The organism is Nocardia sp. NPDC060255 (assembly GCF_042727395.1).
Lineage (GTDB): Bacteria > Actinomycetota > Actinomycetes > Mycobacteriales > Mycobacteriaceae > Nocardia.
In genome coordinates this window covers 225,265-248,429 of sequence record NZ_JBHXAU010000003.1, presented here as the reverse complement: position 1 = coordinate 248,429, position 23,165 = coordinate 225,265, and the positions used below count along the sequence as shown (strand labels likewise).

At 64.7% G+C, this 23,165-nt stretch carries 19 protein-coding genes; 12 read left to right on the top strand and 7 right to left on the bottom strand.

The genetic code is table 11. The features are described from left to right. Nucleotides 1-7: 7 nt before the first annotated feature. Nucleotides 8-1,117, top strand: coding sequence for a 23S rRNA (adenine(2503)-C(2))-methyltransferase RlmN (gene rlmN, locus ACFWF1_RS09410; RefSeq protein ID WP_379284703.1), 1,110 nt, complete (start codon nt 8-10; stop codon nt 1,115-1,117). 204 nt (nt 1,118-1,321) lie between these two features. Continuing rightward, nucleotides 1,322-2,236 (top strand): hypothetical protein, encoded by a 915-nt coding sequence (locus tag ACFWF1_RS09405; RefSeq protein WP_379284702.1) that lies wholly within the window; start codon nt 1,322-1,324, stop codon nt 2,234-2,236. Nucleotides 2,237-2,400: 164 nt separating this feature from the next. Here ACFWF1_RS09405 and ACFWF1_RS09400 read toward each other — a convergent pair whose 3' ends face one another. Next, the gene (locus ACFWF1_RS09400; protein WP_379284701.1) at nt 2,401-2,715 is read right to left on the bottom strand and encodes a hypothetical protein; all 315 of its coding nucleotides are present in this window, start codon (nt 2,713-2,715) and stop codon (nt 2,401-2,403) included. A gap of 472 nt (nt 2,716-3,187) precedes the next feature. Between ACFWF1_RS09400 and ACFWF1_RS09395 the strand changes: the two genes are divergently transcribed. Together ACFWF1_RS09395 and ACFWF1_RS09390 are read left to right on the top strand one after the other, a co-directional pair. Beyond that, entirely contained in the window at nt 3,188-3,454 is a 267-nt protein-coding gene (locus tag ACFWF1_RS09395; protein WP_379284700.1) for a DUF397 domain-containing protein, read from the top strand. A gap of 76 nt (nt 3,455-3,530) precedes the next feature. Further along, nucleotides 3,531-4,427 (top strand): helix-turn-helix domain-containing protein, encoded by an 897-nt coding sequence (locus tag ACFWF1_RS09390; protein ID WP_379284699.1) that lies wholly within the window; start codon nt 3,531-3,533, stop codon nt 4,425-4,427. A 47-nt stretch (nt 4,428-4,474) separates the two neighbouring features. Here ACFWF1_RS09390 and ACFWF1_RS09385 read toward each other — a convergent pair whose 3' ends face one another. Beyond that, the gene (locus ACFWF1_RS09385) at nt 4,475-5,275 is read right to left on the bottom strand and encodes an SAM-dependent methyltransferase (RefSeq protein ID WP_379284698.1); all 801 of its coding nucleotides are present in this window, start codon (nt 5,273-5,275) and stop codon (nt 4,475-4,477) included. Between the two features lie 504 nt (nt 5,276-5,779). On the opposite strand from ACFWF1_RS09385, the gene ACFWF1_RS09380 reads away from it, so the two are divergent. The 4 genes from ACFWF1_RS09380 (at nt 5,780) to ACFWF1_RS09365 (ending at nt 10,578) form a co-directional block, all read left to right on the top strand. Further along, the gene (locus ACFWF1_RS09380) at nt 5,780-6,370 is read left to right on the top strand and encodes an Rv3235 family protein (protein ID WP_379284697.1); all 591 of its coding nucleotides are present in this window, start codon (nt 5,780-5,782) and stop codon (nt 6,368-6,370) included. A 176-nt stretch (nt 6,371-6,546) separates the two neighbouring features. Continuing rightward, nucleotides 6,547-7,917: a cytochrome P450 gene (locus tag ACFWF1_RS09375; protein WP_379284696.1), complete on the top strand. Its 1,371-nt coding sequence runs from the start codon at nt 6,547-6,549 to the stop codon at nt 7,915-7,917. A 265-nt stretch (nt 7,918-8,182) separates the two neighbouring features. Beyond that, complete coding sequence (locus tag ACFWF1_RS09370; RefSeq protein WP_379284695.1) at nt 8,183-9,487, top strand: cytochrome P450; 1,305 nt, start codon at nt 8,183-8,185, stop codon at nt 9,485-9,487. Between the two features lie 305 nt (nt 9,488-9,792). Continuing rightward, nucleotides 9,793-10,578: an SAM-dependent methyltransferase gene (locus ACFWF1_RS09365; RefSeq protein WP_379284694.1), complete on the top strand. Its 786-nt coding sequence runs from the start codon at nt 9,793-9,795 to the stop codon at nt 10,576-10,578. 4 nt (nt 10,579-10,582) lie between these two features. Here ACFWF1_RS09365 and ACFWF1_RS09360 read toward each other — a convergent pair whose 3' ends face one another. Beyond that, a complete protein-coding gene (locus ACFWF1_RS09360; RefSeq protein WP_379284693.1) occupies nt 10,583-12,007 on the bottom strand; it encodes an ATP-binding protein in 1,425 nt (474 codons plus the stop codon). Nucleotides 12,008-12,173: 166 nt separating this feature from the next. After that, entirely contained in the window at nt 12,174-12,851 is a 678-nt protein-coding gene (locus ACFWF1_RS09355) for a hypothetical protein (protein ID WP_379284692.1), read from the bottom strand. Between the two features lie 255 nt (nt 12,852-13,106). On the opposite strand from ACFWF1_RS09355, the gene ACFWF1_RS09350 reads away from it, so the two are divergent. From ACFWF1_RS09350 to ACFWF1_RS09335, 4 genes are read left to right on the top strand one after another with little or no spacing between them, the layout of a single operon-like run. Beyond that, complete coding sequence (locus ACFWF1_RS09350) at nt 13,107-14,393, top strand: TIGR02679 family protein (RefSeq protein ID WP_379284691.1); 1,287 nt, start codon at nt 13,107-13,109, stop codon at nt 14,391-14,393. A 35-nt stretch (nt 14,394-14,428) separates the two neighbouring features. Then, nucleotides 14,429-15,967 carry a TIGR02677 family protein gene (locus ACFWF1_RS09345; protein ID WP_379284690.1) on the top strand — a complete coding sequence of 513 codons (1,539 nt, stop codon included), beginning with the start codon at nt 14,429-14,431 and terminating at the stop codon, nt 15,965-15,967. Next, on the top strand, nt 15,964-17,214 hold the full coding sequence (locus ACFWF1_RS09340) for a TIGR02678 family protein (RefSeq protein ID WP_379284689.1): 1,251 nt from the start codon (nt 15,964-15,966) through the stop codon (nt 17,212-17,214). Before ACFWF1_RS09345 ends, ACFWF1_RS09340 begins: the two co-directional genes overlap by 4 nt. Next, nucleotides 17,211-21,233 carry a TIGR02680 family protein gene (locus ACFWF1_RS09335; protein WP_379284688.1) on the top strand — a complete coding sequence of 1,341 codons (4,023 nt, stop codon included), beginning with the start codon at nt 17,211-17,213 and terminating at the stop codon, nt 21,231-21,233. The genes ACFWF1_RS09340 and ACFWF1_RS09335 overlap by 4 nt, the downstream gene beginning before the upstream one ends. A gap of 69 nt (nt 21,234-21,302) precedes the next feature. Here ACFWF1_RS09335 and ACFWF1_RS09330 read toward each other — a convergent pair whose 3' ends face one another. From ACFWF1_RS09330 to ACFWF1_RS09320, 3 genes are all read right to left on the bottom strand, one after another. Beyond that, nucleotides 21,303-22,085, bottom strand: coding sequence for a HipA domain-containing protein (locus ACFWF1_RS09330; protein ID WP_379284869.1), 783 nt, complete (start codon nt 22,083-22,085; stop codon nt 21,303-21,305). Nucleotides 22,086-22,187: 102 nt separating this feature from the next. Further along, the gene (locus ACFWF1_RS09325; protein WP_379284687.1) at nt 22,188-22,493 is read right to left on the bottom strand and encodes a helix-turn-helix domain-containing protein; all 306 of its coding nucleotides are present in this window, start codon (nt 22,491-22,493) and stop codon (nt 22,188-22,190) included. A gap of 169 nt (nt 22,494-22,662) precedes the next feature. Next, nucleotides 22,663-23,136: a DUF6194 family protein gene (locus ACFWF1_RS09320; RefSeq protein ID WP_379284686.1), complete on the bottom strand. Its 474-nt coding sequence runs from the start codon at nt 23,134-23,136 to the stop codon at nt 22,663-22,665. Between the last annotated feature and the right edge of the window lie 29 nt (nt 23,137-23,165).

The window sequence follows — 23,165 nt, the reverse complement described above, 5'->3', positions numbered from 1 at the left end:
AGTAACTATGACCGTCTCCCTGCCCCTCGTTTTCGATGCTCCGCGCCGTGGCATGCCGCCTCGGCACCTCGCCGACCTCGACGCCGAGGGCAGGCGGGCGGCCATCGAGGAGCTCGGATTGCCGAAGTTCCGGGCCGACCAGATCGCCCGCCAGTACTACGGCAGGCTGCAGGCCGACCCGGAACAGATGACCGACCTGCCCGCGCCGGTGCGCGAAAAGATCGGCGAGGCACTGTTCCCGCCGCTGATGTCGGTCGTGAAGCACGTCGCCTGCGATGCGGGCGAGACGCGAAAGACCCTGTGGCGCGCGGGCGACGGCACCCTCCTGGAAAGCGTCCTCATGCGCTACCCGGACCGCGCCACCCTCTGCATCTCCAGCCAAGCAGGCTGCGGCATGGCCTGCCCGTTCTGCGCGACCGGCCAGGGCGGCCTGAACCGCAACCTGTCCACCGCCGAAATCGTCGACCAGGTCCGCGCCGCAGCCGCCGCCATGCGCGACGGCGAGGTCGCCGGCGGCCCCGGCCGCCTATCCAACATCGTCTTCATGGGCATGGGCGAACCCCTGGCCAACTACAAGCGGGTAGTCGCCGCGGTCCGCCGCATCACCTCCCCGTCCCCCGACGGTTTCGGCATCTCCCAACGCAACGTCGTGGTCTCCACCGTCGGCCTGGCCCCAGCCATCCGCAAACTCGCCGACGAAGACCTCTCGGTCACCCTCGCCGTTTCTTTGCACACTCCTGACGATGAACTCCGCGACACCCTCGTCCCGGTCAACAACCGCTGGCCGATCTCCGAGGTCCTCGACGCCGCCCGCTACTACGCCGACAAGAGTGGCCGCCGAGTCTCCATCGAGTACGCACTGATCCGCGACATCAACGACCAGCCATGGCGCGCAGACATGCTCGGCCAGAAGCTGCACAAGGCGTTGGGCTCGCGCGTACACGTCAACGTGATCCCGCTCAACCCGACCCCCGGCAGCAAGTGGGACGCCAGCCCGAAACCCGTTGAGGCCGAGTTCGTTCGCCGCGTCAACGCCCAAGGTGTCCCGTGCACCGTCCGCGACACCCGCGGTCAAGAAATCGCTGCGGCTTGCGGACAACTCGCTGCCGAAGGCTGATTTCGACGCGGCCGATTGGCGGGCCGAAGGCGAACAATCTCAAGCGTTCTCCTCGTCGACAACGCCGATCCAGAGATAGTCGCGAGCGCGTGTCGCGGCAACCGGACTCTGACGGTCCCTGTGACGAGTGGTAGTGGCGTGATTCCATTGAGAACAGGTTCAATCGCCAGTAGACCGGGTGGGTTGGCGCTTAGGGTGACCGGCATGGGGTCGCGAGCAGAGATCGTTGTCATCGACGCGGGGACACAACGGAAGTTCTACACCCACTGGGGTGCTCGATCGCTACACCTGGATCTTTTGCCGGGAGCACAGAGCGCCCTCCGGTTCGTTGCCGCGCAGGAAGAGGTCCAGAATTGGATCTACGACCTCGAAGCGGCGGCGGTGATCGACGTCGACCGGCGAATGCTGTTGTGGTACTCCAGCGTGTGCGAGGAACGCCCGATTCGCTCCGCTGTCTTCGAGACGATGCGGGAAACCTGGCCGGATTGGTGTCTCCATTGGGCGGAATTCCGAGAAGTGGACCTCAGCGACTATTGCGCTGGCCGTTGGCCGCAATGCATCGTCACGGTCGTCGGTGCCGACAAGTCCCGGGTCTACACACCTGCCATCGATTTGACACAGCTGTTGGAGCAGGGACCAGTACTAGTCGACGTCATCACCGGCTGGGAGGAGGCCAATCGCTTGTCCACTATGCCGGCGTACGGTCTCCGTCTCGATCCTGCGCGGAAGTCCGGCGCGTGGTGGTCACTTGGCGACAATTCCGGTGTCCTGGAAGCGATCACCGGACAATGGCGCGGTTGGTCCTGGGAGAACTGGGATGACCGGCTGGCCAAGGCGACAGCTGCGGCCGACCCCGGTCCACACCCAGAGTTGATGAATGCGTTCCGGGCCCTGTCCGAAAGTTTCGAGCGGCATCAACTGATCGACGCGGGCACCGAGGCATCGGCGGCCCTGTTGAACGCGACGAACTGGCTCCACGATCTGGCCCGCACCGCAGGACAGACAGTGACCACGATCGAGGACAACGCGTTCACCCACCGCCCGATCGAGCTCTCCCCAACCGAGTTGAACGACACACGCCAGGCTATCGCCGCAGCGACAATCCGATCGCAGCCCTGAACCGGAATCGCGGATCGACCGAAACTCGTTGAGAGCGAATCCATACCTTGGTCATTTGGTCGACCGGACTGTCGAGTGGGACGACAGTCCGGTGGCGTTTGCGTCGCGATCAGTTCGGACTGCGCAGCTCGGTATCGGTCGTCGTGTCGCTGCAGCCGGATTGATCAGGCGTCGCCTGCGGCTGCGGGGAGGTCGCTGGTATCGAAGAGGGTTGTCCAGAACTCGTGTTGCACGGCATTCCACAAGTCTTGATGCTGCGGTAGCTTCTCGCGCGCGTCGGCGAGGTCCAGTGAGGATGTGTCGAAGACGATCGTTCCTGGCTGCGCTAGCGGTAGCGGTTTGTCCGGCCATTCGACCGCAGGGCAGGGGTCGCTGAAGAGCGTTATTCGCAGGATCCACGGGCGGCGCCGAATCAGTTGCCAGTCGGCGGCTTTCCGGCCGTCAGCCGTTGTGGTTGTGCGTAGTCCTGTGCGTCTCATCGCAATTCCCCCGGTCGGTGATGCTTCCCGATGCCGGGGGAGGCATCACCCCGGCATCGGGAAGATTCGTACGCTGACCTGCGGGCCGTGAGCGCGCGAGTACTCGACAGGTCGGCCGAGGGCCACATGGTTGTCGATGTGGAATCCGAATTCGCTTGTCCGCCAGCACAAGTGGCGCAGCTTTCGCGTCCGGAGTGGCTCGGCCATGTTGGCATTGCGACTCGGAGGTGGCGCACGCGCGGATCGACATCGGTCCTCGGGACAGGAAGCGAGTCGGCTGCCTGTTCGTCGAGACGATCCATGCCGTGTGTCCTTCTGTGGTGCAACAGCGTTCAGCTGCCCACGCTGCACTCCCGTGGAGCGATATGGGCGATCACAGTGTTTCAGACACTGTGCGCAGATGCAACGGCACCTGCTCCTGCACCTGCGAACGCACGTACATCTGCACGTGCGTTGGTGTGTACAGTGTTTGGTGAGTGGCGTTAACCAGAAAGTCGAGAGTGTCATGTCGGAGAAAATTGCGGCGCACGAGCTACCTTCGAGCGAAATCACCTGGCGGAAGAGCTCATACAGTGGTCCACACGGCAATTGTGTTGAGGTGGCACAACTTTCGGCCGATCGGATCGGATTGCGCAATTCGCGGCACCCGCGAGGAACGGTGCTGACGTTCGACCGCACGGAGTTCGATGCGTTCGTCGCGGCGATCAAACACGGCGGCCTCGATAGCCTGATGCTGTAAAGTATTTCGTTGGTGTGGGCTACTGGGACGTGGCTCCCAGGCACATCGGCGGCGATACAACATCGGAGACGACTTGATGGCAATCAGGCCGGAACAAGCAAGTCCTGCGGTACCGGATCTGTCTGCTGCACGAGGGCCGACGGTTTTGCGGATCGCGCTCGGCGGCCAACTGCGCAAGCTTCGTGAAGCGCGCGATATCAGTCGGCGCGTCGCCGGTGAAGCGTTGCGGGCGTCCGAAACCAAGATCACGCGGATGGAGCTGGGACAGACCGGGTTCAAGGAACGTGACATGGGGGACTTGCTCACGTTGTACGGGGTGCTCGACCTCGACGAGCGTGAGCGCTTCCTGGACCTGGCGCAACAGGCCAACCAGCCCGGCTGGTGGCATCGCTACGGTGACCTGCTCCCATCCTGGTTCGAGACGTACGTCGGCCTGGAGCAGGCCGCCCAGCGGATCCGAATCTACGAAACCCATTACATCCCAGGCCTTTTCCAGACCGCCGACTATGCCCGATACGTCTTCGGGCTCGACTCGGCGCAGGAAGCGCAGCGCTTGGTCGATCTGCGGATGCGACGGCAGCGGATCCTGACCCGCGAGCCGGACGCACCGTCGGTGTGGGCGGTCGTCGATGAGCATGTGCTGCGGCGGCTACCGCCGAACCCTCGAATTGCCCGCGATCAGCTGGAGTATCTCCTCGAGCTGATCGAGCGGCCGAACATCACCCTGCAGGTGTTGCCGGAGACGGCTGGTCCCACTCCTGCTGAAGGTGGCTCGTTCAGCATGCTTCGATTCCCCGAATCGGAGCTGCCCGACATTGTCTACCTCGAACAGCTCACGGGCGCACTCTATCTGGACAAGAGATCGGATCTACAGCACTACCGGCAGCTGATGGACGTCCTGAGTGCGGTCTACGCCGCGCCACCGGAGGACACACCCGCCGTGCTGCAGAAGCTCCTTGCGGCCTTGCCGTAGCGCTGGCGTCGCACCGCGCGCTGGAGTTGCGCGCGGGCCGGCCGGAGTCAGGGTTTGCGAGCGATCGCACCGATCATGAGGCGTTCGGCGATGGTCAGGTTGTCGCGGACGATGCGGTCCGGACGCCATTGCGGCAGATAAACCAATCCGGGATCGACCATCTCGAGGCCGTCGAACAAGGCCGCGACTTCGTCGTGCGTGCGGAAGCGGCCGGTGCCGAGGAAGGTGAGGAACGTCTTTTCGAGTTCCCGGGCCTCGGGACCCGAATCGCAGAAGTGGGTCAGGAACAGGTAGCTGCCCGACGGCACCGCACTCATGTAAGCGTCGACGATGCCCTTCGGGTCCTCGTCGTCGTGCAGGTGATGCAGCATGCCCACCAGCATCACCGCCACCGGTTCGGTGAAGTCGATCAGTTTCTGGACGCGAGGTGAAGCCAACACCCCCGCCGAATCGCGCAGGTCAGCCGTTACCACGTTGGTGAGTCCATTGGTAGCCAACAGGGCTCGCCCGTGCGCCAACACGATCGGGTCGATGTCGACGTACACCACCCGCGCGTTCGGGTCGACGCTCTGGGCGACCTGGTGGGTGTTCTCCATTGTCGGCAATCCCGCACCGAGATCCAGGAACTGCCGGATCCCGGCTTCACCGGTCAGGTACCGCACGCCGCGGCCCAGGATCGCCCGGTTGTACCAAGCGAGTTCGCCGATCTGGGGCATGGTCTCCCGAAGCCGATCAGCCACCACTTGATCGACATCGTAATTGTCCTTGCCGCCCAACACCGCGTCATAGGCCCGCGCAATGCTGGGCCTACTCAAGTCGATCCCCTCCGGCACTTCGGGATTGGCCACCGCCCCCACCTCTCTGAATGTGCGCCCCAGCGGGTCGCGATCGGACACCACAGCGGGTAGTCCGTAACCGATCATGCTGCTGCTCAACAACATTAGCACCGTGCTTGCGGATCGGTGGCTTAGCGCACAGGCACGCCAATGTATGGGAAACGCCCGGAATGTGTTGCGGATGCGTCGAAGTCGCAGAAGGCGGCGAGTCTGGATTCGCGAGAAGCCGGAGGAGTTCGGCAAGTAGATCTGCGCGTCACGGCTGGTCGTTGATGTCCCGGATAGGTGGCGTACTCGATCGAGGTCCGTCGGCCGGTGCTACCCGTTAGGAGTGCAGTCCTAAGAACTGAGGAATCAGATGACGACGAAGCCAGAGCACATGCGGTGCCAGCTTCAGCGGTGCGCTTCGTGAGAGCGCTGATCAGGACTCGGACGTGCTGCTCATCGGGCTCGCCCAGCTATATAGCCGAACATGAGTGGTCGCTTGGTAGGTGGACGAGGGTCGGTGTGCGTGGGATGCTTTCGCGATCCGATCGCGGGGGACGCGACGTGGGCGTAGGGGGAGTCGAAGTGGATGGATTTGTCGCGCCGTCACCGGTGCCGAATATCGAGCCGCCAGTGACGGACTATCGGCGATGTACGGGGGTGGCGGGCTTGCGTGCGGGCCCGCCTTGTCACCCTCGACCGACAGCGCACGGCGACCGGTGTCGGCGGGCCGACAGGACTGATCCGTGTCGCCTGCCCCGCCCAAGGCGCGTCGGGGCCCGGCTGATCGATGAATCAGACAGCGATGCAAGACAATTCGCTGGACGTGCGTTGCGACTCGCGCTCGAGGTGCTCGATCGCCGCCGACCGGTCGCCCACCTCGGCACCATGGCCGACGCGTCGGTGGTGTCGGCGGTAGGCACGCTGGTCAGCGGCGGTTTCGTGCCGGGTCACGCAATGGGCGTGGCGATACTGACCCGAGTCGACGTCGTGATGGTCAACGATGTCGCGGCGGAACTGTTCGCCGCGTACGACCGCGGCCACCGCCATTTCGCCCTGGCCGCACGCATAACCCGCACTCGCGGTCGCGGCTGGCGCCTGACTGCCCTCCGAGTACGGTGACTGAGCCCTGCGGCGCGATATTGCCGACTCGCCGGAATGTCCTTCCCGAGCGCCTGAGCCTATGTCCGCTTGTCAGGGGCACCTCCCAGGAATCGCCGAGGGCTAGATTCGGACGCGGGCTTGCTTGCGCCTGGATCCGTTTCGTGTGTTCCGCGATCGAAGGGAAATATCCCGCTGTGAACGAGTTTCCGTACCCGCCCGGCAGACTTCCCGTGCTCGGTGACATGTTGTCGATCAACCCTCGTAAGCCGGTTCAGTCGATGGCCAAGCTTTCGGAGAGGGTCGGCCCGATCTATGAGTTGCGTTTCGGTCCGATGCGAATGGTGATCGTCAACAGCGCGGACCTGGTTGATGTGGTGCAATCGGAATCCCTGTGGGAGAAGGAGTTCGGGCCGCCGATCCGGCGTCTGCGGAATGTGGTACCCACCGGGCTGATTGCCGCGTCCACCGACGATCCGCAGTGGGGGGCCGCGCACCGCGTACTCATGCCTGGGTTCACTCGCGAGGCGATGCGCGGGTACCACGCCGTGATGGTGCAGGTGGTCGGCGAGCTGATACGAAGGTGGGAACGCTCCAGTGATCCCGTCGACGTAGTAGGCGAAATGAATTCCATGGCACTGGAAGTCATCGCCCGCGCGGGATTCGGGCACAGCTTCACGAAGCTTGACCAGCCGTCCGCAGAGCAGCATCTACCGGTCGTGAAACTGATGCTCGACGTGCTCCGGTATGCCAGTCGGCCGGTCTCGATCAATTTCGTGGATGCGACGATCGGTCGATTCGCCCTACGCCGCCACCAGCACGACGTCGCGAAGCTGCGGCGCATCGCAGATGACATGATCGATAATTGCCGGACCGCCGCCGCGGAACCCCCTAATCTTCTACAGCGCATGATGGAAACCTCGGATCCGACCACCGGATACCCGCTGTCGCGAACAGTCGTACGGGACCAGGTACTCACCTTTCTGATCGCTGGCAACGAAACAAGTGCAGGCACATTAACTTTCGCTCTCCACGCGCTGGGGGACCGGCCCGACATCGTCGAACGCGTGCGCCAGGAGGTCGACACCATCGCCGGTGGCGACCCGACGACACTCACTTACGAGCAGGTGCCGAAGCTGCAGTATCTGCGTCGAGTAGTCGACGAGACTCTACGATTGTGGCCGGTTGCGGGCGGATACTTCCGGCGACCCAAACAGGACACGTACCTCGGCGACTACCGCATTGGGCGCGGCGAATGGGTGTATGTGAATCTCCTCGCCGTCCATCGTGACAAACGCGCGTGGGGACCCGACGCCGACCGATTCGATCCGGATCGGTTCGCCCCGGACGCAACCCCACGGCGCATGGCGGCGGCGTACAAGCCGTTCGGTATCGGATTGCGTTCGTGCATAGGGCGCCAGTTCGCTATCCACGAAATCGTCCTGACCCTGGCGCACGTGCTGTGCGCGTTCGACTTGGAGCCGGATCCGAAGTATCACCTCGAGGTCGACGAGCTCGTAACTTTGAAGCCCGCTGGACTCAGGATGCGGTTGCGCTCCCGGGATTAGATCCCGGCCCCGGGACCGGACACCTAGCCGAGGTCAGTCGGCTGAGTTGCGCGAGTTCGGGGGAACCGGTTTGTCGGATCGCGCTGACATGCGGTGATCCGAACCCAATGGGTCTGCGGTTCAGCAGGTTTGACGGGAGAGGCCGGAAAACTGGAACCTGTTGCGGTTTGTGCTGCATGATCGTCTGTGGCGGGGTGACCCCTTGCCGCAGGGGAGGGCACCACAGTGTGCGCCTGTGCCGATCGAGACAAGCAGGGGCTCGCAGATGACCACGTCGCATAATTCGCCGCCGCGCGTGCGGTTGCCCGACGATTTCTTCCGCCGTGCGTACGAGATCTACCCGAGTTTGCGGGAAGCCGGTGGCGTCCATGAGGTGACGTATCCCGGTGGTGGTACCGCGATCCTGGTCACCGACTACAAGCTGGCCCGGCAGGCGCTGGGCGAGCAGAGTCTGCGGAAGAATCCCGCCGCGACCACCAGCTCCGAGGTCAAGGAGTTCGCTGAGCTCACGTTGCCTGCGCTCGCGCTGGGGGAGCGACTGCCGTGGTCGGATCCGCCTGAACACACTCGCCTGCGGGCGCTGGTGGCCGATGCGTTCACGCCCCGGACCGTGGCCGCACTTCAGCCGCGTGTGCGGGAGATCGCCGAGCAACTGCTCACCGACCTCGCCGCGGCCGAGACGCCGGTCGATCTGCTACCCGCGTACGCCACACCGCTACCGGTGCAGGTGATCTGCGAAATCCTCGGAGTTCCGGCCGGCGATCACCAGCAATTCGGCGAATGGGTGCAGACGATGTTGCTGTCCCAGAGCCCAGGTCTGGAACGCGCTCGCGCAAGCAAGAAGTTCGCCCACTACCTCGTGGAGCAGGTGCGTCACCGCCGACAGCGAGCCGACCTGGTGTCCTGGACGCCGGACGATCCGTTGCCGGCAGACCTACTGGGCACGTTGATCATTCGCTGCGATGCCGCAGTCGCAGCGGACCCCGCGACTGCCGGGCTGTCGGCCGCCGACCGGATCATCGCGGCCGATCGCGCAATCGCAACGAACACCACCGTGCTCCTGGCCGCCGGATACGAAACCACCCGCGGGCTGATCGCCAACAGCATCATGCTCCTGACACCCGAGATCCGCGACGAACTCGCCGCCGACCCGGATCGCATCGACACCTATGTCGAGGAGGTGCTGCGCATCCTGAGCCCAGGACCGTTCGCCACCATGCGATACACCACGGCCCCATTGTTGTTGGGGCAGGTGGAGATTCCGCCTGGGCGGGTCGTCATCGTGGGGCTCGGCGCGGCCAACACCGATCCCGCGGTCTTCGACGACCCCCTGCGCGTGCACTTGGCCGACCGCACCGGCCCGATCCATCTCGCGTTCGGCCTCGGCACGCACTACTGCATCGGTGCACGATTGGCCCGGCTCGAAGGACAAGTGGCACTACGGGCCCTGCTCGCGCATTACCCCGATTTCTGTCTCGCCGCCGCCCCCAACACCCTCCCGATGTCCGAGTCGATCCTCACCGCAGCCCCGCAGTACCTACCGGTCCAGCTCACTCCGTCTCGAGTCTGAGGTCCGCGCTATCGTTCGGCGCTGCTGAGCAGATCGCTACGGTGGCTGCAGATGGAACCGAAAACTACAGCAAGCGATCCATAGTTGCGTTTGTGGCCTAAAAAGTACGCTATCGCCAGCCAGCTGCGCACCGGCATGTTCAAGGCGTCGTATGTCGGACCGCGGCCGCCCGATGCTCCAGAATCTGTTACCGCGGCACGCATCTGGACTGGCAGTTGGAGGCTGAGTGTCGTGCCTATCCTGCGTGAACGCACAGGTCGGCTTGTACCACCTTGTTACGATCGGCGCGCTACCGAGGAGGTGGGGTGTCGGACTTCAGGCGGGAGCCGATGGGGGTTGATCCGTATAAGCCGAGTTCGGCGCGGATCTACAACTACATGCTTGGTGGCAAGGACTATTACGCCGCGGATCTGGAGTTTGCCGAGCGGGTGCTGAAGGTGGCGCCGGACTCGAAAGCGTTGGCGCAGATGAGTCGTCGGTTTTTGCTGCGGGGTGTCAAGGTGGCTGCCGACGCCGGCGTCCGTCAGTTCATCGATATCGGTGCGGGGATCCCGGTTTCACCGTCTGTCCACGACGTAGCCTGCAAGATCGATCCGTCGGCGCGGGTGGTCTCGATCGATTTCGACCCTGTTGTTTTCGCGCACGCCACCGTGTCGAGTTCGTCCGGCGATACGCCGATGTTGGCCGACCTCCGGCAGCCCGACACGATCATCGACCGGTTGGCCGCGGAAGGGTTGATCGACTTCGCACAGCCGGTCGCGTTTCTGCTCGTCGGCGTCCTGCATTTCATCATGGACGATGAACATCCTGCCGAGATCATCGCCCGACTGCGTGCCGTCATGGCGCCGGGCAGCTACCTGATCCTCACCCACGTCACGAGTGACTCCGACTCGAACTTCATCAGACAGGCCATGTCGGCCACCAAAGGCAGTTCAGCCGCTCCGGCGCTGCGCTCGCGCGCCGAAATCGCATCCCACGTGGCCGGATTCGACATTCTCGATCCCGGATTGGCCCCCATCCAAGACTGGCTCGACGATGACTCGCCCGCCACGCGCGTAGAGATCCTGGGCTGCATCTGTCTGAAGTCGTAGATTTTCAACCTCGCGGTTCCCATGCCTCAAGCAGGTCAGCAGGTGTGAACACCGCGTCGAGATGTCCGGTTGTCACGCCGGATCGAGTGACAGCGATCAGTGGGATCGGTTCATCGGTGACTCGATAGCGGTGACGCTGGAGTTCGCTCAAGTCGTGATTGTCGAAAGGTGAATTCTCCAGCCACTTGATTGAACCTAAGAAGTAAAGCTCATGTGCGACGGGCTCTCTGTCCGCGCCAACGATGTCGATTTCGACATCGTTGCTTCGCGTCCAGTATCCACCGATGGCAGGCGTTGCCGGGATGCCGTACGCCGGCAACAGGCGCGCCAGTGATTCCCGGACCAGCGGTTCCACGGCGCGGCCGCGCCAGCTCGTCCACCCGCGGTGAATGCGCTCGAGCGTGAGGTCGGGCCGCATGCGGTCCAATTCGGCTAGGTTCGGGCCCAGGAACGTCAACCAAAAGCGCAGGTACGGGTCAGTTATCCGGTACCGGCGTTCCTTAGACGGTGTGAGGCTGATCGGCAGCTCCGCCGCGACGATGCCTTTGTCGGTCAACAGATCCGTAGCACGGGACAGCGTGGAATGTGCGATGCCGCCAGCAGCCCTGGCGACGTTCGTGAATGTGCGCTCGCCGCTGCCGATCGCCGCCAGGACATGTCGGGCTTGGGTTTGATCCGGGAATTCGGCGGCCAGCGACAGTTGCGCGGAAACGACCAATGGGCTCACCGGATCGGCGAGTTCTCGGGAAAGGAACTCCCAAATATCTTCGCCTGAACGCCAGCGCGCGCAGATGACGGGCAGCCCCCCGGTCACCAGGGTGGCGTCGAAGGCGGCCGCCGGTTCCAGGCCGGTCATCGTGGCTACGTCGTTGGGGTTGAGCGGGCCGAGTCGCATCTCGGTGCCGCGCTGGTGGAACGGTCGTCCGTATGAGGTGAGTGCGTGCATCATCGCGAGATCGGAGCCGATGAGGATCAGCAGCACCGGCTTGCGTGACAGTTCACGATCCCAGGTTCGCTGCAGAACGCTCTCGAACGCCCCGGCGGGGTCCATCAAATACGGCAGCTCGTCCATCACGACGACACACGGATGGTCGTCGGGCAGAATGCTCGCGAGTAAACGGAACGCGGCCGTCCAGTTGCCGGGTACAGCCTCGGCGAATACCTCGGCGTCCGGCAAAGAGGAGCTGCGCACGGCGTCGACGAACTCCGTCAATGGGTCGGTGCCGAACCCGATCTCACTGGTATGAAAGACATTTGGTACTCGGCGCCGATGCACGAACTCTTCAACTAACGCAGACTTGCCGATTCTGCGTCGTCCACGCAGAATCAGGCAACGCCCCGGCTTTGCCGTGCCGATTTCTGCCTCTACCCCGGTCAGTGCGGCGTCAAGAGTGTTCAGTTCGCGCTGACGTCCGATGAAGTCGACCAAGCGACACCTCCCCTACACTGACTTCCATTAGAGATACTATCGCGTTCGATAGTATCTCAGACGATACAGTCGTGGCAGGTTGAAGTGACCTGACCTCCTGGCCGGCGACGAGCAGATCGTCGCGTGTTGAGGCTGGTCAGGTGATTGATCGGGTGGCCAGGTCCCCCTATGCGGCCAGCGCGCCGCCGAGCAGGATCCCGCCGAGGATGATTGCGGGCACACCGAAGACGATGGTGCCGACGATGGCGCCGAGGGCGGCGCCGGGGATGGCGGTCACGATGCAGCCGCCGAGGAAGCCTGGGATGGTGAGGACGCCGAAGGTGGGGAGGGTCGCGGCGCCGCCGACCAGCAGGCCGCCGAGCAGGCAGCCGAGGGAGGCGCCGACGAGGGTGCCGATGACCGTGCCCAGTGCGGTGCCGATGCCGATGATGGTGGAGAAGGTCGACAGCGCCGCGCCGAAGGCGGGGGACTGCGGGTCGAGGGCGATGTCGTTCAACTGGTCGGTGGTGCCCGGCGCCGGTGTCGCGCTGGCTGGGTCCACACTCGGTGTCAGGGTCGCGGTGTTGCCGTCGATTCGGGCCGCGATCGGCCACCGCTGATTATCCCGGTAGTAGCCGAGCGGGAACGCGACCATCAGGTTGCCGTTGTCGTCGCGGATCTCCAGCCGGTCGTCGGCGGTATCGAGGGAGCCCGCGTCGGTGGTCAGGGTCATCGAGCCGCCGACTGCCTGTGCTGTGTAGTGCAGGCCGGCCGGCTCGTCGTCGGCCTGTGCCGTGGTCAAGGAACCCGCCACGATGGCGGCCGTAAGCACTGACACGGCAACGAATTTCGTCGATACATTCATGCGCACACCACCTTAGATTCGGCCTGTTGGCACGGTGGTACCGCGCATCAGATCGGGTTTTGGACATGTCACGAGACGTCGTGGATGCCTCGCAGTCCCGCTGACGATAGCTATCCCGAATGACGATATAGGTTAAACCTAAGTCGGCGAGTCGTCACAGACAAGGCTTGCTGATTGTTAACTGTGGCACAGTGTCGATGCTGGTCGGCGAAGACGAAGCAGTCGGCAGCCGCATCAACGAATTACGATCGGCGAATGAACGCCGAGGACCCGGCCGGGCAGGTGGACGGTCGACAGGTGACCGACCGAAGTCGAGTTCGGCAGCTCTCACCCGCATTGAACCCGCTGTGGCGGGCGCTACACGAGCGATTCTCGGCAGGCCGCGTCGTGCAGAGGGTGCGGGTCGGACCGCTCGATGCAGAGCAGCGAGGCGCGATCGCGGATCTCTTCGGACTCTTGCGGCTCCCCGGCGAGTACACCACCGTCACGCTGGCCGACCTCGATGACGTACTCGACGATGTCACTGGTTGCACCGCCTATGAAGTCGTAGCACAGCTGGTGGGACCGATCGGCGACCGTGCCGCCGAACGTCGCAGCGCTGCGACGGCGCGAAATAGCCTGTGGGAGTGGCTGTCCGGGCATGAGGTCGTGCAAGCACAGCCTGCGCTGGCGGCCTGGGTGGTGGCGATGCGGCGGAACGGACTCATCGAAGGATCGGTCGAACGGACACGCGAACTGCTCGGCCACGCCCTTGGCGTGTTGAAGGAACTGCCCGGTGTCGGGATTCCGCTTCCGGTGTTCGCCGACACGGTGCTCGGCGATCCGCACGCCCTCGACGAGGGCACTCGACTGCACACGATGGTGGTCCGCGCATTGGCTGCGCTCTACAGCGTCGATCCACCGTCGGATGCCGGTGGCCTGCGCGCGCTGTGGGACCGGGCCAGTATCGCCGATGACGAGTTGTCCTCGACCGTCCTGACCGCTGGGCTGCGTATCACCACCGAACGCGCGGCAATCGGGCAAATCCTTCACCTTTGTGCGGAGGCAGGGCAGGCCGCCGCGCTGACTTTGCAGCAGCTCCGCGCATCCGCGCCGATTGTCGGCGCACCGACCCGGGTCTGGGTGGTCGAGAATCCGAGCCTGCTTGCGTTGGCACTGGCCAGATTCGGAGTTCGCTGCCCGCCGATGATCTGCACGTCCGGGTGGCCGAGCAGCGCCGGCGTGCGGTTGCTGCAGCAGCTGAGTGCCGGGGGAGCGGAGCTGCACTATCACGGCGATTTCGATGGTGAAGGGTTGCGCATCGCGGCGAACATTGTCGCCAGAGTCGGTGCCATTCCCTGGCGGATGAGCAGCGCCGACTATCTCGCCGCAGTCGGTGGTGCGGGCCCTTCCGTCGGGCGGGTGACCCCGGTGCCCTGGGATCCGGATCTCTCGGCACACATGATTCGAGTGGGCACGGCGGTGCCGGAAGAGCGCGTTGCGAATGTGTTGCTGGACCAGCTCGAACAGCGGCAGGTATCGCGTGCCGGCACCGAGGTCTAGTCTGGACCGCTGTACACCAGCCCAGGGGAGGCGCCGTGGACCCCATTCGTGTTCCGCCGGAGATGTTTCGCTTCACCAGCGGTGATCGTGCCGGCCTGTATGTGTCGGTGCTGCACGCTTTCGGGGAGGCCAACGAGCGACTGATCACGGCGCTCGGCATCGATGACATCAGAGCTCGACTCCGGTCGGTGGGCTGGCTGGCGGCACTCGAGGACGACGACCTCACCACGGCATTGGATCAGCTGCGCGCCTGGAAACTTGTCGATGTCATCCAGAACCACTCCGAGAACTACCGGACCGCCGGCGAATATGAACGCCGCAACCTGCAGTATTCGCTCACCCGGCAGGGAGAGGCCGCGTTCGCCGGAGTGGTGCACGCGATGACCGTGCTCGCGTCTACCGGCGCGCTGCAGACCGCCGTGTTGGACGCGATCGCCGATCGACTCGGTGACCTGATCGAGGAGTTGGCGTCCGGCACCGACCGGCGGGTGTTCAGCACGCTGAGTGAACTCGAGTCGCATCTCGAGGCTTTGCGCGGAAACACCAAGCAGTTCAATGGCGAATTGCAACGCCTGTTGCGTGCGGAGGGCGCGGACTTGGCGGTCTTCCACGAGGTCAAGGCCGCGACGGTGGCCTATCTGCAAGAGTTCCTCACCAACATCGAGCATCGCAGAAATGCGATAACCACCCGTATTCGCACGATCGACGATTATGGCGTCGGACGGATGCATCATCGTGCCCTGCTCGGTGCCGAACTACCCCAATTGACCGGCACCGACCCCGGTTTGGCGTGGCTGGAACACCGCCGGGCGCGCTGGGAGGGGCTGCAGGCCTGGTTCCTGCCCGCCGACGGTTCGGTACCGCGCATCGAACAGCTGCATCTTGTCGGCCGCAAGGCGATCATCACCCTGCTGCAAGTGCTCGATCGGATCACCGAGTCACGTCGGCGCTCCAGTAGCGCCGTGGCCGACTTCCGCGAATTGGCCAGGTGGTTCACCCTGGTACCGGAGCAAGATGATCTGCACCGGCTGTGGTCGACAGCATTCGGGCTCAGTTCGGCGCGGCACGCCCACTTGGCGCACCCGGATCCGGAACTGGTGAGCTCGACCTCCGCATGGCCTGACGCACCGCCCGTCGAGGTATCTCCGTTGCTGCGTACAGCTGGTCGGACGGAACGTTTCAGCCGGACCGGTCGGGTGCGGGACGTGTCCGCGATCAAAGCCGCCCGCGCCGAACAAGCCGCCGCCGAGCGCGTCGAACTGGAAGCGGCCTGGGATCTGCTGAATACCGATGGCGCCGTTCGGCTTTCCGCGTTCGGTCGGCTCGACCACGCGGTCTTCGAGCGACTGCTCGACCTGCTCGGACGAGCGCTCGGCACCGCGCCGGAGCCGGACGGCACCCGGCGCGGCAGCACCACCGACGGACGGATCGAGATCGTGCTGCGACCGCCGCGGGACCGCGCTCGGGCCGAGCTGAAGACGCCGCGCGGCGTCTTCCACGGACCCGACTATCTCCTGGACATTGTGGTGCCGGGGGAGCGAAAAGGGCGGCGTGCGAGCGGAGGACGGGCATGAGCGAGCTCGCGAATCAGCTGGTGATCGCCGAACGTGAGGAGGTGTCGCGCGGTATTCGGCAGCTGCTGGCCAGCCCGCTCATCACCGAGCGCGGTGCGCCGGAACCGTTCGACCTGGTCCGGCGTCGGCGCGAACCGATCGCGAAATGGTTCGACTACTACTGTGGTTGGACGCTCACGGTCGAGCCCCGTCTCGGCTACGCGCGCCTGGTCAAGGTGCGTCCCGTCACGGATCCCACCCGCCCGGCGCGCCGATTGCGTTCGGCGCGAGCCCCTTTCGACCGCAGGCGGTACGTCCTGCTGTGTGTGGTTTCGGCAGAACTTTTCGCGGCGCCAGTGACGACGATCGGACTGCTCGCCGATCGAGTGCAGTCCGCCACCGCCGCGGATCCGGTGCTGGCCGACTTCGAAACAGCGAGCCGCAGCGAGCGGATGGCATTCGTCGACGCGCTCCGGTTGCTCGAATCGTATGGCGTACTGGACGCCATCGATGGTTCCGCCGAGTCCTACATCGAATCGAACTCGGCGAAAGTGCTGTACCGCGTGGACACCACACTGCTGCTGCGCCTGCTGGCGGCACCGGTGGGCCCCTCGCAGCTCGGCGTACCTACCCACGAAGTCCCGCTGCGGGTCGAGCAGTTGCTCGGTGAGGTATCCCGCGAACGCCGCTACGGTCTGGCGTCAGGCAGGCACGCGGACACCGCGGGTGTCTCCGATGTGCAACGCAATCTGTGGTTGCGCCACTGTGTGTTCCGTCGATTGGTCGATGACCCGGTCGTCTATTACGACGAACTGTCCGACGACGAACGTGCCTACCTCGCCTCGCCGACGGGTCGGCGGCTGCTGCGCCAAGCCGCTGAGCAGGGCGGCTTTCTGCTCGAGGAGCGGGCCGAGGGCGTGCTTCTTGTCGATGTCGACGGCATCGCGACCGACGGCCGGTTCCCCGACGACGCGGCGACCGCAAAGGTGGCGGCACTGCTGCTGCTCGACGCGATCCCCGGGGCGACGACCGTCGAGCAGCTGCGTCGGTCGGCAACCGAACTGCTGGAACGATTTCCGCGCTGGGCCCGCAGCTATCGAGGGGCCGACGGCGTCCGCCAGCTCGTGTCCGACGCGATCGCCACGCTGTCGGCCTTCGGTCTGGTCCGGACCACGGATTCCGGGCTGGTGATACCGCTGCCCGCCGCTGCGCGCTATCGCGTCAGCGGTGTGCGAACGTCCGACAGTACCGAGGAGTCGTCGTCATGACCGTGACAGCGTTGCCGCGCCCCGCCGCCGATGCGGATAACGAGCACCCGGTGCGGTGGATCCCTTCGCGCGCAGGCATTCTCAATGTGTGGCGGTACTACGACGAGGTATTCGAATTCCACGAGGGCCGACTGCTGTTGCGTGGCCCGAACGGTAGCGGCAAGTCCAAGGCGCTGGAACTGTTGTTGCCGTTCTTGTTCGACGCGAACCTGCGCGCCAACCGGCTCTCCACCTTCGGTACCGGTGAGCGCACTATGCACTGGAATCTGATGGGGGAAGGCGCAACCGGGACCACCCGGGTCGGCTACGTATGGTTGGAATTCCGACTGCCCGGCGACCCCGAGCGGTGGTTCACCTGTGGTGCGAGACTGCAGGCCAGCAGTCACACCACGACCGTTCATCCCGACTACTTCAGCACCGATCTGCGTATCGGCGATGGCCTGGGACTGACCATCGACGGCCGGCCGTTGACCCGCTCGGCGCTGGAAGAACGGCTCGGCGCCCGCGGCGTCGTCCACGCCAACGCGAGTGACTATCGTGACGAAATCCGCTCGGTGCTTTTCCCTGCCTTGAACGAGCAACGCTACGACGCGCTCATCACGGCGATGCTGCAGCTACGGACCCCGAAGTTGTCGCAACGACTCGATCCCACGCTGCTGTCGACCCTGCTGTCGCGGGCGTTGCCGCCGCTGGGGCAGGACGAGATCGCTGACCTGGCAGAGGGTTTCGAACGGCTCGACGCGCAACGGGAACGGCTCGCGCGATTGGCGGAAGAGGTCGCCGCTACGCGAATACTTGCCCGCCAACAGAAGACATACGCCCAGCGTGTCCTGCGGGCGGGCGCGGCAGCGCTCATCTCGGCGACCACTGACTTGGAGAGATTGTCGAACGCTGCCAAGAGATCTGCCGCGGAATGCGAGTCGGTCGCTCAGCGCAAACAGGAGATCGAAGCTCAACTGGAAAGCCTGGAAGCGGAACGCGCGCAAGCGGAGTCCCGCAAGGAAGGGCTGATGCTATCCGAGGCCTACAAAAAGGGCCAGCAGCTGGATCGGCTGCGTCAGGACACCACCACGGCAAAGGACCGCGCGGCTGACATCCGCGTCGACGCCACCTCGCGCCGAACCACCGCACAGGACGATGTATCGAAGCATCAGGCTGCTGCCGCAGCCGAACAGCGGCAGGCGAAGATAGTCACTGAGCTCGCCACCGAGACCAGGCAGGCGGCGGCCCGCGTCGGCATGTCGAGCGTGTACGAAGAGATATCGGCGGCACTCGAGACCGGCCGGACGCGGGCATTGCTGCGGGGTGCCGTGCGTGGCAAACGAGATCAGATCGGTGCCACCGTTCGAGCGCTGGACGCGCACGAGCGTGCGGTGATCCTGCGGGGGCAGGCCGAGCAGGAGCTGGAGCGGGCCAGGGAAGCGTATGCCGACGCCGAGGCCGCGCGGATAGTAGCCGTCGAGGGACGTCAACAGGCGCTGGAGACATTGCGAATCATGTTGCGGGAGTGGGTCGTCAGCTGTCGTGAACTCGGTTTCCTCGATGCCGAGGCACTGGCCGAGGTGGCCGATTCCGAGTCGGCGGTGCTCGATGCGGTCAACGCGGCGGCGACCGTGGTCCTGGAGGGGATCAGCAAGCAGGAAACACTCCGGGAATCCGCCGCGAGCACCGCGCGCGCCGAGCGGGAAAAGCTTGTCGCGGAACGGGTTCGACTGTCCGATGAGCAGGACATCCCGCCAGCCGCGCCGCCGTGGCGCACGACGGATCGCGCGCACATGACCGGCGCTCCGTTGTGGCAACTCGTCGATTTCGCCGACGACGTTTCCGAGTCCGCACGCGCCGGGGTCGAATCCGCGCTGGAGGCAGCGGGATTGCTGGACGCGTGGGTCGGGCCGCGCGGTACCGTCGTCGGTCACGACGTGTTCGCCGATCCCGCTCTCCTGCCGGCCGTGCCCGGACGTTCCCTCGCCGATGTACTGATTCCGTTGCCGGACACGGTGATCGAGACCGACGTGGTGTGCCGGCTACTGTCCGCGATCGCGTACGACGAGCGGTTGCCCGCCGATTCGATCGTGGCCGTCGCGGCCGACGGCGCCTGGCGGACCGGCAACCTCACCGGCAGCTGGTCCAAGGAACAGGCCGCATTCGTGGGCGCGCTCACCAGGCAGCGCGCACGGGAACGCCGTATCGGTGAAATCGACGAGCAGATCGCGGAATATGACGCTGTGCTGGCGCGATTGGCCGATGATGTGCGGGCGCTGGACGCACGTCGCCGAGCCGTACAGGCCGAGCGTGCTGCGAAGCCGAGCCACGAGGCGCTGTCGGCCGCCCAATTGCTCCTCACCAGAACCGAATCGGATCTGGCCGCAGCGGATGGCGTTGTCCGGCGGCGAGTCGACGATGTTTCCGGCCGCGAGCACGCCGTGAAATCTGCGTTCCTGGAACTGGCGAGCCTCGCCGGCGAGAACGGGTTGCCGACCGAGCGGGTAGCCCTGGACCGAGTGACGGACGCGCTCGACGCTTTCGGCGGCCAGGCCGAGGCCTGGCTCGACGCTTCGGGTGCGTTGCAGTCCGCGCGCGGCCAGACCGAGCTGCGCGCCGAACAAGCCAGGAGCTCAACGGGTCTCGCCGAACAGCGAGAGAACGAAGCGGCCCGCGCCGAGGACGAACACCGGCAGTTGGCCGCGAGACTCGACGCCATCGAAAGCGCCGTCGGGCTCGGCTATCTCGAGGTGCTAGACGAGATCGACAGTCTGCGAAAAAGGATCGGTGAACTCAACGGCCGTATTCGCGCCGACGGCGTGACGATGAACGGCCTTGCAGAGAAGCTGGGCGAGCTGGGGAGCAGGCGGATCACCGACGCGCAGGCGCACGACCATGCCGAAGCCGCGAGAGACACTGTGGCGCAACGATTCCGCCACTTGGCAGCCGGGGTGTTTCCGGCCGACAGCGAGATCGCCGAGCTCGTCAAGTTCCAGAACACGCTCACCGGATCCGAAGGGGTCCGTGCCGCTCTCGATGCCGCCCGCTTGGTGGCCGCGGCCTGGCCGACCATCCCGCACGCCCCCGCCAATCTCGGTGAGGCGCTGCGTAGGCTGGCCGATTCCGTGCACGACTGCCGCACCGCCCTCAGCTCACGCGCCGACCTGGACCTCGAAACCGACGAAGACATCCAGGTTTTCACCGCCGTGGTGGACGGCGTCCGCGTGGGCGCCGCCGAATTGCTGCACATTCTGCGCACGGAGGCCGACCAGGCCAACGACGAAATCACCGAGCAGGAGCGGCAACTCTTCGACCAGACCCTGACCGGCGACACCCGCCGCCACCTCGCGGCACGGATTCGTCAGGCCAACGAACTCGTCGACGGGATGAACGCCCGCCTGGAGCGCGTCCGCACCGCCTCGAATGTCGCGGTGCGGCTGGTCTGGCACATCGCACCCGACCTGCCACCCGGCACCAAGGCTGCCCGCGATCTCCTCCTCAAAGACCCGGTGCGACTCACCGAAGCTGATCATCAGTCACTGCACCGGTTCTTGCGTGATCGCATCGAGGAAGCCAAGGCCGACGACACCGCGACCAGTTGGGAGCAGCAGCTCGCGCAGGTCTTCGACTACACCGCGTGGCATCGGTTCGTGGTCAAGGTCGACCGGGGCGGCGGCGAAGGCTGGCAGCTCCTCACCAAGAAGCTGCACGGCGCGCTGTCCGGCGGCGAGAAGGCCATCGCACTACATCTGCCACTGTTTGCCGCGGTCGCCGCGCACTATCAGGCCGCACCGGAGGCACCACGAGTGATCCTGCTCGACGAGGTATTCGTCGGGGTCGACACCACAAACAGAGGCCAGATCTTCGCGTTACTGTCGGCATTGGATTTGGACCTGATGCTCACTTCCGACCATGAGTGGTGCACCTACGCGGAGCTCAGCGGGATCGGTATCCATCAAATTCTGACCGGTGATGGCGACGATGCGGTGACGACGGCGCGGTTCACCTGGGACGGCCACGACCTGCACGCGGATTGATCACGGAGGTTCGCGACGGTGTCACGGTCGTTGCCGTGCGGGGCGTCCGGTGGCGTCGGCCTGTGGAAGCTACGTCGCGGGCTGATGAAGTTCCATGCGTCGCTCAGCGAGGAAGGTCATCATATGGTCGGTAGTCTGGTCGTCGAACCCTATGTCGGACACTCGCTCTCCCCAAGGTTCTGCCGCCTCGACGATCCGCGCCAAGCTGCGGTTGACAGCACGCTTCGGAACACCGAGGTGAGCCGCCGCCTCTATCCACCACCGGTACGTGAGCTTTCGGTCGCGTCCGTAGAGCGACAGTGCCATCGGGTCATTCCAGCTCAGATACGGCTGGGTGCTCAGTAGGTCATAGGCGGGGGTTACTTCCCAGATGCCGTCGCGGTTCTGCCGGACAGACAGGTTCTTGCCGTGCAGGTCACCGTTTCCGATGAGGTAACTGAACGCCGCGATTTCGAGCATCTGCAAGGTGGCCGCCGGCCGTGAGCCGCCGCCCTCCGTGGCTGCCTCGGCAAGGCCGCTGATGGCTTCTTGCAGTGTGATTCGGTACTTAGCAGCCGGATAGCGGCCCAGGACCTGACACGCATCCTCCTGGGCCAGGCGGCGAAGCCTGCCGTGCTCGATGACTCGGTCGAATCTGTCTACGAAAAGTGCTGTGCGGCCGTTCTTGTCGGTGGCGAGCTGGTGGTCCGGAACGCGTAGGCCACAGCCGTCGGCCATCTCGAGGAAGAAATTCTCATTCTCGACCAGCAGCGGATACTCGGGTGGGTTGAGTTTGAGAATGGCCGGACCGCTGGTCGTTGCGACGGGTGTAGAGATCATTTGTGCGGACACTTTGATCTGAACGCCGGGCAGAGCGGTTCGATCGAGGTCGTTGACATCGGCCGACGTAGCGCGGGCGAACAGTGTCGTGAAATCAGCGTCCGTGGTGTCCGGCGTCCGGATCGGGCGCTGCGGTCACTGTCGGCCGACCTTGGTCACGCTCAGTTCGGCAACGTTGTCCGGCAGCGTCCGGACAGCAGCCCGTGGCATGCTGGCGAGCGTCAGTCCGAGTGCATCCAGGATGCGCAGAGTCATCTCGAGGGTCGGCGAGGTCTGACCCGCCTCGAGCCTGCGCACCGATGACACACCGACGTCGGCAAGGTCGGCTACATCGAGTTGGGTCAGTCTCAGCGCGCGTCGCCGCTCCGCGATGTAGCTCCCGAAGGTGGCGAGCGGCGCTGTCTCGTTGCGCGCTCGTCGGCGAGGTGCTGGTCTACTCACCGACCCTCCTATCGTTGCTATTGCAGCGTTAATGTTTATGACCACGGGAGTCGGCCTGCTGAACCACTACACTCCGCATCTTATAGATCTTATAGCAACGATAGCATCACTAGTCGCGAGATTATCCGTGATGTCGTGGGCTAATCGTTGCTATGAGAGTGTTATGCCGTCAGCGATCGTCTGATTCGGCACGTCGTTCGTAGCGGGCGCGGGCGCGGTGGTAGGCGGTTTGCAGGAGCTCGCGGGTTGGGGCGTCGGTGTGGGTGCCGGGGTTGACTACTGCGAGCCAGCCGGCGGAGCTGTAGGTGGGGTGGGGGATGACGGTGTCGGTGACGCTGTAGTCCACGTCGGTGGCGGCCTGTCTCGGCGCGCGGCCGATCCAGTTGGTGAAGGCCTCTTTTCCGGCGGCGATATTGACTCGGAAAGTGTTGGGGCGGGTCAACTGTGAGCTGGGTTCGTCGGGGTAGTCCTTGGTCACGATCGTTGCGAAGGGTTGGGTGTTGGTGGGGATGACGCCGTCGGGGGAGTAGTAGAAGAAGGTGTCGCCCCAGCTGATTTCGGGCCATTCGTCGCTGGCGGTGGGGCTGAGGGTCAGCACGCCGTCGAGGTTGGCAACGAAGTCGATGATTTCGTCTATGGTCATGCTTCCAGCGTCTCATTCAAGTGCTTGTG